Source organism: Salinivirga sp., assembly GCF_035268865.1.
GTDB lineage: Bacteria > Bacteroidota > Bacteroidia > Bacteroidales > Salinivirgaceae > Salinivirga.
The window spans coordinates 1-10,539 of sequence record NZ_DATFKB010000003.1 but is presented as its reverse complement, the minus strand read 5'-3'; the positions used below and the strand labels follow the sequence as shown (position 1 = coordinate 10,539).

Annotated in this window: 10 protein-coding genes; 7 read left to right on the top strand and 3 right to left on the bottom strand. The window is 40.2% G+C overall.

Features of this window, described 5'->3' with window-relative positions; translation table 11 throughout:
* The 6 genes from VJ937_RS00215 to VJ937_RS00190 form a co-directional block, all read left to right on the top strand.
* A partial coding sequence (locus VJ937_RS00215; protein ID WP_324064906.1) for a TonB-dependent receptor domain-containing protein occupies window positions 1–1,187 on the top strand: 1,187 nt, incomplete at its 5' end.
* 22 nt (window positions 1,188–1,209) lie between these two features.
* Window positions 1,210–2,634 (top strand): SusD/RagB family nutrient-binding outer membrane lipoprotein, encoded by a 1,425-nt coding sequence (locus VJ937_RS00210; RefSeq protein WP_324064905.1) that lies wholly within the window; start codon window positions 1,210–1,212, stop codon window positions 2,632–2,634.
* Between the two features lie 21 nt (window positions 2,635–2,655).
* The gene (locus tag VJ937_RS00205) at window positions 2,656–3,924 is read left to right on the top strand and encodes a hypothetical protein (protein WP_324064904.1); all 1,269 of its coding nucleotides are present in this window, start codon (window positions 2,656–2,658) and stop codon (window positions 3,922–3,924) included.
* A 69-nt stretch (window positions 3,925–3,993) separates the two neighbouring features.
* Window positions 3,994–4,782, top strand: coding sequence for a DUF3147 family protein (locus VJ937_RS00200; RefSeq protein ID WP_324064903.1), 789 nt, complete (start codon window positions 3,994–3,996; stop codon window positions 4,780–4,782).
* 68 nt (window positions 4,783–4,850) lie between these two features.
* Window positions 4,851–5,282 (top strand): nucleoside deaminase, encoded by a 432-nt coding sequence (locus VJ937_RS00195; RefSeq protein WP_324064902.1) that lies wholly within the window; start codon window positions 4,851–4,853, stop codon window positions 5,280–5,282.
* Window positions 5,283–5,787: 505 nt separating this feature from the next.
* On the top strand, window positions 5,788–6,324 hold the full coding sequence (locus VJ937_RS00190; protein WP_324064901.1) for a glutathione peroxidase: 537 nt from the start codon (window positions 5,788–5,790) through the stop codon (window positions 6,322–6,324).
* 176 nt (window positions 6,325–6,500) lie between these two features.
* On the opposite strand, the gene VJ937_RS00185 is transcribed toward VJ937_RS00190, so the two are convergent.
* Genes VJ937_RS00185 through VJ937_RS00175 form a run of 3 tightly spaced genes read right to left on the bottom strand, consistent with a single transcriptional unit; the run spans window position 6,501 to window position 8,487 of the window.
* Complete coding sequence (locus VJ937_RS00185) at window positions 6,501–7,217, bottom strand: ComF family protein (RefSeq protein ID WP_324064900.1); 717 nt, start codon at window positions 7,215–7,217, stop codon at window positions 6,501–6,503.
* Window positions 7,211–7,573: a YraN family protein gene (locus VJ937_RS00180; RefSeq protein WP_324064899.1), complete on the bottom strand. Its 363-nt coding sequence runs from the start codon at window positions 7,571–7,573 to the stop codon at window positions 7,211–7,213. The genes VJ937_RS00185 and VJ937_RS00180 overlap by 7 nt, the downstream gene beginning before the upstream one ends.
* The gene (locus VJ937_RS00175) at window positions 7,570–8,487 is read right to left on the bottom strand and encodes an LD-carboxypeptidase (protein ID WP_324064898.1); all 918 of its coding nucleotides are present in this window, start codon (window positions 8,485–8,487) and stop codon (window positions 7,570–7,572) included. The genes VJ937_RS00180 and VJ937_RS00175 overlap by 4 nt, the downstream gene beginning before the upstream one ends.
* 121 nt (window positions 8,488–8,608) lie before the next feature.
* On the opposite strand from VJ937_RS00175, the gene metG reads away from it, so the two are divergent.
* A partial coding sequence (gene metG, locus VJ937_RS00170; RefSeq protein ID WP_324064897.1) for a methionine--tRNA ligase occupies window positions 8,609–10,539 on the top strand: 1,931 nt, incomplete at its 3' end.

Here is a 10,539-nt window from a genome sequence, read left to right as displayed (position 1 = left end):
TGAATGAATTGTTAGAACTTGAATCAGACATTTTATCATTTGCCAAAATACGTGGTGGATGGGCCAAAGTGGGTAACGACACCGATCCTTATCAGTTGTCATTGATTTATAATGGAGTAACTCCATTAAGTGGTGTAACCCCTTTTGCTACAAATAGAATATTACCTCCTGTTGGTTTGAAACCTGAGCAGGTAACAAGTACTGAGATAGGTGTAGATTTAAGATTCTTAAAGAATCGCTTCAGTCTGGATGTGACTTATTATGACGAGATTACTTACGACCAGATTATGGAAGTGGATATTGCACCATCATCCGGTTTTCAAAGTCAGTTAATTAATGCTGGTGAAATTGAAAACAAAGGTTTTGAAATACAAATTGGTGCTACCTGGTTTAACAATCCTGATGGTTTTACCTGGACCACAGATGTAAACTGGGCCAAAAACTGGAACCAGGTGAATGAACTATACGGAGACCTTGAAGCTTATCAAATCTCCAGCTCCTGGGGTGGTGTAACAATAGAAGCTCGTCCCGGACAGGCATTTGGTGTAATCAAAGCCGGTGGATTTCAATATGATGAAGACGGTAACAAAATTATTGGCTCAAATGGGTTACCTGTTAAAACAGAAGTTCCTGTAGAGGTTGGTAATATTACACCCGATTGGACTGGTGGTATTCGCAATACTTTCTCATATAAAACAGTTTCTTTGAGTTTCTTAATTGATGGCCGCTATGGTGGTGACGTGTTCAGTGTGTCTGACTGGTTTGGTGCCTATGCAGGTGTTACTGAAGAAACCGCAGAAGATGGTATTCGTGAGCATGGTCTTGTTATTGATGGTGTGTTAGAAGACGGAACCCCGAATGATATCGTTATTTCATCCTATAATTATTATAAAGGATATTGGGGAAGAGAAGCTAATTCAGTTATTGATGGTTCATATATAAAACTACGTGAACTCGTAATTAGCTACAAAATTCCACAAAAAATTATGAATAAAGTGGGTTTTGTTCATGGAGCGAGTGTATCCTTTGTAGGTCGTAACCTTGCAATGTTATACGTTCACCCTAGTAATGATCTGGGTATTGATCCCGAAACAGGATTTGGTGCAAATTTGGGAGGTATGGGCCTTGAGCAGTTCCAGTTGCCAACAGCACGCACGCTTGGTTTCAGGGTAAACCTCAACTTCTAAAAAACACAAAAATATTTTTGCTATGAAAAAGAAATTTCAAAACATATTTAGCTTACTAATTGTCGGATTGCTCATGTTTACTGCATGTACAGACGATTGGGAGGAGATGAACGAAGATCCCAACAGTCCGACCACGGTACCTGCCACAAACTTACTGGGTAATGGTATCCGCTATTTTGGCGAGTATTACTACGATGCCTGGTTCAATATGAACAATGTTTCAACTTATGCCGGACATCTTGGAAAAATTCAGTACGTTGACGAAGCTCGTTATGAAGAGCGCGAATCTGTAATCAATGCTGCATGGCAAGATCTTTACCGCGTAGCTATTGATTTGGAAAATGCCAAAAAATTTGCTCGCCAGGAAGGTAATCCTAATCTAGAGGCTGCTGCCCTAACTTTCCAGTCATTGGTTTTTCAAATTGGAACCGACAGCTGGCGCGATATGCCTTTTACTGATGCTATCAGCGGCTTGAATGAAGTAACCAATCCTGAGTATGACGAGCAGGAAACAATTTATCCTGCATTAATGGATAGTTTGGCAAAAGCCAATGAAATGTTTGACCCAGAATCTCAGCGTGAACTTGGTGCTGGTGATCTGCTTTTTGAAGGTGATGTTATTAAATGGCAAAAATTTGCCAACTCACTTCGTTTGCGCATGGCCAATCGCATTGCTTCTGTATATCCGGATGCTGTGACAATCAGGAGTGATATTTTAACTGATGATGGTACTTATCCTATTATGGAAAGTAACGACGACAATGCATTCTTGTACTGGACCGTAGATGCTCCATATAGGGAGCCATGGTTTGCGGATATGGAAACTCGTGATGACCACGCAGTAGCAACTTTCCTGATCGATTATCTGGTTGATAATGCAGATCCTCGTTTAAGTGTAATTGCTTATCCAAATAAAAATGATGTTTATAATGGTGTCGTTCCTGGTGTTGCGCCAGATAATGTTGGTGATATTAACCTATACAGCCGCATTGGAGAACGCTATCGTGAAATAGCAGATGGTTTTACACCTTTTATGCGTTATGCTGAAGTGAAGTTTATTGAAGCTGAAGCTAACGCGGATCAAAATGCCTTCGAAGAAGCTATTATAGCCTCTTGTGTAGAAAATGGTATAGATGCTGGGGATGCTGCTAGTTATGCTTCAGGATTTGATGTAACAGTTGATGAAGATTTATTCAGTCAAAAATGGGTAGCACTCTTTAAGCAAGGGCACGAGGCATGGGCCGAGACTCGCAGAACAGACATCCCACAAATGGATGCTGCACCTGCTAGTCCGTATCCAGGTCATAACAGACCACCATTCATGTTCCCATATCCAACAGACGAATCGAACCTCAACTCTGCCAATTTAGCACCTTACGCTGCAGATGTAGTAGATAAGTTCTGGGGCAAACAAATGTGGTGGGATGAAAGAACAGGTGTACAATAAAAACACAAAATTTTTAGAATTATGAAAAAAATACTCTCATTAATAATTAGCTTACTTGCCCTTGCAGTGCTTTTTACCGCCTGTGAGGAAGAGGAGGATGATTTTTATACTGGTGTGCAAATCACGGTTTCTAATCCGGATTATTATGTGCTAGACAGTGAAGTTACAGGAACCGTTACAACTTCAAAATCATCCGTAGATTTAGAAGTTTTCAAAGACGGAGAACTTCTTTCAACTATTACAACTCAAGATGGTTCTGCCCCTTATGCCTTTTCAGCAGCTGATATGGGTAATTTAGAGACCGGTGATGCAACCACGCTTAAGTTTTCTACCAATGTAAGTGGTGGCCCGGCTAGTAAAATGATCGGTTTTGAGGTGGTGAATCCAATACTTGTAGGAGCACCTCCAGAAGTCACTATTTTGGGTGATACCGTGCTTAAAATTCCTTTTAAACTGGAAGATGACTGTACCGCTCCCACTTCTATGACCATTGGTTCTAGCGTAAATAGTGGCGATACAACAGATATCACAGGTACATTTGCTTATGCAGATACCATTATGGAACCCGTTACGCTTGATATGCTTGATGATACCTTACATTATCATTTTACATACTCTAATAGTAATGGTACGGTATCTAAAACCCATAGTATGATTTTGATGGGTATTAAGCTCTTCTATGATTTTGAAGGTTTTGAATCCTGGGCTACTGAATTTGATCCATGGACTACCGAAGACCTTGATGGACTGGCGCAATATACTATTGCGGACTTTGATTATCCCGGAACGGGATCACCAGCAGCATGGACGATTTTTGACTGGACTACAACTGATCCAGCAGAAGTTGCTGGTTGGGAAGCTTATAGTGGCAACAAATATGCCTTCAGTATGGCTTCCAGCGGCGGCGATGATAATGACTGGATGACAAGTGAAGGATATGACATCGAGGACGGATACTCAGTATCGTTGTATGGTAAATCTATTACTGATGCATATGGTCTGGAAAGACTAATAGTTAAAGTAATTAATACTGATGACGATAGTGAAACCATTCTTACTCCTGATCCTTATGCAGAGGTGCCAACGGCCTGGACCAACTATACATGGGACCTTTCAGACTGGGCAGGAGAGAATGTTAAGATATCTATTGGTTGTGTGTCAAGCGATGCATTCGCATTGTTTATAGATGATTTTGAAATTGTAGATCCAGATGGTAAATCTGTCTATAAAAACGATTTCGAAAATACTACTATCAGCACACCCGTTACGCCAACAAAAGTTCGCCCATAACTATAATCATGGATAAAAACAAAGGCTGCCTCTTTTGAGGCAGTCTTTTTTTTGCCTTATTTTGCGCCCATGGAATTGCCGGGTTTTCAAATACTTCAATCATTCCTTATTGCCGGATTTTGGATAGCCGGCGCTACATTGCTTGCCGAAAAGGTGGGTAGTAAAGCCGGTGGCGCCATTGCCAATTTACCTTCAACCATATTGGTTTCGCTTGTTTATGTGGCTCTAGTAAGGAATCCTGAATTCGCTGCAGAGGCTGCCTTAGCCGCCCCGCTCGGCATGGCTGTCAATACACTTTTTCTTTTTCTGTTTATTGTGATGCTTAGATTTCATTTGATTTGGGCTCTACTTGCTTCCCTTGCTTTTTGGTTTACAATGGCCTGGACCATTTCCCTTGCAGGTGACATAACGGTTCTGTTTTCGCTCACCTTTTATTTTATTGCCATGGGTAGTGCTTTTTATTTGCTGGAGTACCGCTTAAAAATTCCTTCAGCGGGTAAGCAAAAACGTGTGTTTCGATGGTGGGCACTCTTCGTCAGAGCCCTGTTTGCGGGTACTGTTGTAGCTTCTACGGTCATCATCAGTACTTTTGCCAATAGTTTCTGGACAGGTATTTTTTCTACTTTCCCTGCAGTCATGCTTAGCACGATGACTATATTGAGCATTTCACAGGGCGCAAAATTTGCACGGGCGGTTGGAAAAACTATGGTGCTGGCCTCAATAAACATCGTAATCTATGCCCTTGCAATCCACTATCTTTACCCAACAATAGGGGTTTTATGGGGCACAATTATTTCCTTTTTGATTGCCTTGCTGTTTATTGTTTTGATCAGACCTTATTTGTTGCGAATGCGATAAAACCATTTTGTTTTTTTAGCCCAAATTAATGACCAAATTTCTATTTTTGTGTAAAAAATGATATATGTATGATCGGAGATGAATTTTTTATGAAAATGGCCTTTCAGGAGGCTCAGTTGGCCTCTGAGGAGGGTGAAATTCCTGTGGGTGCAGTAATAACTTGTCATAATCGTGTAATTTCAAAAGCACATAACCAAACTGAACAATTGAATGATGTAACCGCCCATGCAGAAATGCTTGCCTTTACTTCTGCGGCGGAGGCCCTCGGGGCCAAATATCTCACTGATTGTACGCTTTACGTAACGCTCGAACCATGCGTAATGTGTGCGGGAGCCGCTTTTTGGACTCAAATCTCAAAAATTGTTTACGCAGCTCCTGATCCCAAAAGAGGATTCTCCAGGCAAGGTAATTTATTACACCCGAAAACTATTATAGAACAGGGACCCTTTGCCAGTGAATCAGCAGCTTTATTAAAAAAGTTCTTTGCGGCCAAACGATGAGGTTTTTAATGTTAGTGGCCTTCTTTTCATCTCCTTACGATTTGCCTGAAAGGTGGTTTAGAATTTTGATTCCGGAGGGATCAAATAGCTGTCAAACAAGAAATATTAGGAATTGATACTAGAAGCATCACATGATTTTACGCTGACCTAATGTATAGTTGTAGTTCTAAAAGAATAATCCCGCTGAAAACCGAGTGGCATTTCGAGCGGGATTAAAAGAATAGGGACAGGGATAGTTCTTGCTAAAATCTAAATTTCTCTTTCTGTTAACACAAACATCATCATTTTTTCTTGATTATACCTACTGATTAACAGAGTGTTAACACTCCCGGAAAACCGTTAGTTACATGGTTGGAAATGCTGTGCATGAAGACTTAGGGAGGTTATTTAAAATCGATTTAAATTGGTTTTATCCCCTTGTTCTAGCCCAAAATTTTAAGAACTAAACCGTGCATAAACATATTTACATTATAAGTGTTTATGTTAACAATTAAATATTTGTCCTATGCGTATATTTTATTTATTTGCTTTTATGCTGATTACAGTTATGGGAGCATCACAAAACAATACCTTGCATGATTTTAAGGTTACAGATATCACCGGCAGTGAATTTGATCTGGCTACCCTGGAGGGAAAAAAAGTAATGGTGGTTAATACTGCCTCAGAATGTGGTCTTACACCCCAATATGAGGGACTCGAAGCTTTATATAAAAAATATAAGGATCAGAATTTTGTAATTGTTGGTTTTCCTGCCAATAATTTTATGAACCAGGAGCCAGGTTCCGATAAGGAAATTGCTGCTTTTTGTGAAAAGAATTATGGCGTAACATTTCCTATGATGTCAAAAATCTCCGTTAAGGGAGATGATCAGCATGAGTTATATGCATGGCTTACCCAAAAAGCTTTGAATGGTGTAAAAGATTCAAAGGTTAAGTGGAACTTTCAAAAATATTTGATCAATCCTGATGGTACGCTTGTAAAAGTATTTTCACCACGCACTAAGCCACAATCTGAGGAAATAGTTGAGTGGATTGAACAATAAAAAGTTATACAGGAGGCTTTAATTAGTGTCTGCCAGAAAACCACCTGTTTTTTTGAGTGCTTGATTCTAAAAGTTCAAGTTCAAATTTGGTCTGTTTGAAAATCAAGGAGTTAACTTTTAGGAATGACTGCTTTCAGAAATGGTTTAACGCAGACATTGGACTTTTCGGGCAAGCACTAATTATGAGCAAAGGCCAATGTTGCGAGAGAGACATGGCTTGCTCCATTAACAAGTAGTTCTGCCACGCATGATTCCAATGTAGCACCTGTAGTTACCACATCATCAATTACCAGTATGTGCATGTCACGCACACTGGTTTTGGGGTTAATTGAGAAAATAGAATTAACGTTTTCCCATCTTTCGTATCTCCCCTTGCGGGTTTGAGTTGCTGTATGTGTATCTCTTTTCAGTATGTCTGCACGCCAGGGCTTGTCCATTCCTTCTGAGAGACCTTTGGCTATCATATCACTTTGATTATAGCCTCTTATCTTTTTTTTCTTTGGATGCAGGGGTACAGGAATTATCAAATCTATTTCATTAAAAACGGAATCTTTTATTTCAAAACCCATTTCACGGCCCAATACAATACCAATTTCAGGCATTTTTTTGTATTTAAGCTTATGAATAAGTTTCCGGTACGGGCTCTCTTTTTCAAATAAATACATTGCCGTAGCGTACATTACAGGTATACGGCCCCAAAAAAGTTTATGAAAATCATTTTCTGCCCAAAGATGATAATTTGTACGTGGTAGTTGGGTCAGGCAGTTTGTGCAAATTGCTTCCTCTGTTTTAAAAAGTCTTTCGCCACATGCCTGGCAGGTTGCAGGCCAGATAAGATTTAACAGGTCGGCTGTCAGGTCGTTAATATGATATGTCAGGTTACGGCTTACCATTGGGGGCCAAAGGCATTTGGGGTGTGTTTCAGGTTGTGTTGTTTCCCGTTGATCCAAATAGTAATTACATCAAAACGAGCTTCTTTATTTATATCATGATCTATAATGTATGCATTTGCCGCTTGCAGCAAGTGCTTTTGTTTTGCTCTTGTAAGTGCTTCCTCTGGTTTGGCCAGTACCCCGGCCGTGCGGGTTTTAACCTCCACAAATATTATTTCACGCTGGTTGCTCACGATCAGGTCTATCTCCTTGTTGTGCCAGTGCCAGTTTGTTGCTTCAATTTTAAAATTTTTTTTGGCAAAAAAATCTACAGCAAGTGCCTCTCCCCATTTTCCTGTTTCTGAGTGCTGACTCATAACTTATAGTTTAATTTCCATTGGTTGTTTTCATTTGAAATGTTTCCTTGTGCGCCACATACCATGGGATGGTTTCCCGGGAAATGACCGAAGGGCGCATTGAAAAACAGCGGAATATCCTCTTCCATATGACTTTCAACTATTTCTTCTGCCGTATAGCCATATGCAATTGTGTTATCGTTCATGTCCGTCATTCCTCCAACGACCAGGGCCGAAATGTTGGTCAAAATATCGCTTAATTTAAAATTTACCATCATACGATCTATGTGGTATAGGTATTCATCCAGATCTTCGATAAATAAGATACGTTGCTGCGATTCAAAATCATATTTGGTTCCCCTGAGGCTATAAAGCATAGACAGATTTCCTCCAGTGAGTATACCCCTGGCAGGGGCATTATGGTTGAGTTTATGAGATTGTAAATCCAAGCTGAATGTTGATTGGCCACACATAATTGCCATTGCTTTGTTAAGTGCCTGTTTGCTTTCATTGTCTTTAATATTTATTGGCATTATGCCGTGCAAACTCATGATGCCCATTTGAGAAAGTGCATTGTGGAGTGCTGTAATGTCAGAATACCCCATAATCCATTTGGGGTTCTCTTTAAAGTTTGACCAGTTTATTTGCTCCAGTAAACGGGCTGTGCCATAACCTCCCCTGGCGCAAATTATTGCATCTACTTCAGGCGTGTCAATCATGGTTTGGAGGTCGTTTAGCCTAAGCTCATCATCGCCGGCAAATTGGTGATGTTTAGCACCTATGGTAGCGCCATAAACTACATTAAAACCTTTTTTATTTAAATGGTTTTTAGCGTTTAGCAACTCCTCCTGTTCGATGGCTCTTGCCGTTGATAGAATCCCAATTGTATCTCCTTCCTGAATAGTTGAAGGGCGGGTGAAATTAGTAATTGTCATACATTCAGTTTTATAACTTGCCAGGTAATCGCTATATTTGTGGGCTGAAAAAGCAAAATATGCGATTTATACGAAGTTAAGCTTTTTCATCATTCTAAAAAATCTGATTAAAATACATTCCATGGACTACAAACGATATTTAATTACTTCGGCATTACCTTATGCTAACGGACCTGTTCATATTGGACATCTTGCAGGTGTGTATGTGCCATCTGATATTTATGTGCGTTATTTACGGCAAAAGGGTAAGGATGTGAAATTTATTTGCGGATCTGATGAGCATGGGGTTCCCATTACCATAAAAGCACGCAAAGAAGGTGTTTCTCCCCAGGCTATTGTAGATCGTTATCATGAGTTGAATAAATCATCATTCGAACGCTTTGGCATTTCATTCGATATATATAGCCGCACGAGCAATAAGGTTCATCATGAAACAGCCGGGGATTTTTTTAAAGATCTTTATCAAAAAGGCGAGTTTGTAGAGCAAACTTCAGAGCAGTACTACGACAAAGATGCAGGACAATTTTTGGCCGACCGTTACATTAAAGGTACCTGCCCTCATTGCAATTATGAAGAGGCATACGGTGATCAGTGTGAGCAATGTGGAACATCTCTTAGTCCAATGGAATTAATAAATCCACACTCTATGTTAACAGGTAACAACCCTGTTAAGAAAGAAACAACTCATTGGTACTTGCCTTTAGATCAGTACGAAGGACATTTGCGAAAATGGATTTTAGAAGATCATAAAGAGTGGAAGTCGAATGTATACGGACAATGCAAATCGTGGCTCGATGACGGACTTAAACCAAGAGCTGTTACCCGTGATTTAGATTGGGGCGTGCCGGTTCCTGTTGAAGGAGCAGATGGGAAGGTGCTATATGTATGGTTTGATGCTCCAATTGGGTACATTTCTGCTACCAAAGAACTCACGCCCGATTGGGAAAAATACTGGAAAGATGAAAAGACCAAGTTGGTACATTTTATAGGTAAGGATAATATTGTTTTTCATTGTATTATTTTTCCATCTATGCTGCATCGTGCCGGTAATTATATACTGCCCGATAACGTACCTGCCAATGAGTTTCTTAATTTAGAAGGCAATAAAATTTCAACCAGTCGCAATTGGGCTGTTTGGCTGCATGAGTACCTTGAAGAGTTTCCGGGGAAGGAAGATGTATTGCGCTATACATTAACGGCCAATATGCCTGAAACAAAAGATAATGACTTTAGCTGGGCTGATTTTCAGGCCAGAAATAACAATGAGCTTGTTGCTATATTGGGCAATTTTGTAAACCGGGCACTTGTATTAACCCACAAATATTACAATGGTGAAGTGCCGGAGCCTGCTGATTATACAGAATTTGATAAAGAAACCATAGAGATTTATCAGCAGATCAGGGCCAAAGTGGAACATGCGCTGGATCATTACAGGTTTAGAGAAGCTTTACGCGAAGCAATGAACCTTGCCCGACTTGGAAACAAATACCTGGCCGATACTGAACCCTGGAAAGTGGTCAAGACCGATGAAGCACGTACGCGTACCATTATGTATGTCAGTCTTCAAATATCAGCGGCATTGAGTGTGCTCATGGAGCCTTTTATTCCTTTTTCGGCACAAAAGCTCAACGAAATGGTCAATGCCCCTGGTTTAACGTGGCAGGACATTGGCAATATGGATTTGCTAAAGCCCGGGCATAAAATTAATAAGGCGAAGCTGTTGTTTGAAAAGGTTGATGACGTTATGGTTGCCAATCAGCGCCAGAAACTCGATGATACAAAAAAACAAAATGAAGCTGAAAATGCTGACGTGGAACCATCAAAAGCCGAGGTAAAGTTCGAGGATTTTACTAAAATGGACATTCGTGTTGGTACTATCCTGGATGCCGAAAAGGTAAAAAAGACCAAGAAGTTGCTTAAAATGACAGTCGATACCGGAATAGACCAACGCACTGTTGTGTCGGGAATTGCTGAATATTTTACACCTGAAGATGTAGTCGGTCGCCAGGTAAGTATTTTGGTAAACCTTGCCCCCAGAAAAATACGGGGAAT

Coding starts and splice junctions, on each gene's coding strand:
- VJ937_RS00210 (WP_324064905.1), top strand. CDS start 1,210: ATGAAAAAGAAATTTCAAAACATATTTAGCTTACTAATTGTCGGATTG.
- VJ937_RS00205 (WP_324064904.1), top strand. CDS start 2,656: ATGAAAAAAATACTCTCATTAATAATTAGCTTACTTGCCCTTGCAGTG.
- VJ937_RS00200 (WP_324064903.1), top strand. CDS start 3,994: ATGGAATTGCCGGGTTTTCAAATACTTCAATCATTCCTTATTGCCGGA.
- VJ937_RS00195 (WP_324064902.1), top strand. CDS start 4,851: ATGATCGGAGATGAATTTTTTATGAAAATGGCCTTTCAGGAGGCTCAG.
- VJ937_RS00190 (WP_324064901.1), top strand. CDS start 5,788: ATGCGTATATTTTATTTATTTGCTTTTATGCTGATTACAGTTATGGGA.
- VJ937_RS00185 (WP_324064900.1), bottom strand. CDS start 7,217: ATGGTAAGCCGTAACCTGACATATCATATTAACGACCTGACAGCCGAC.
- VJ937_RS00180 (WP_324064899.1), bottom strand. CDS start 7,573: ATGAGTCAGCACTCAGAAACAGGAAAATGGGGAGAGGCACTTGCTGTA.
- VJ937_RS00175 (WP_324064898.1), bottom strand. CDS start 8,487: ATGACAATTACTAATTTCACCCGCCCTTCAACTATTCAGGAAGGAGAT.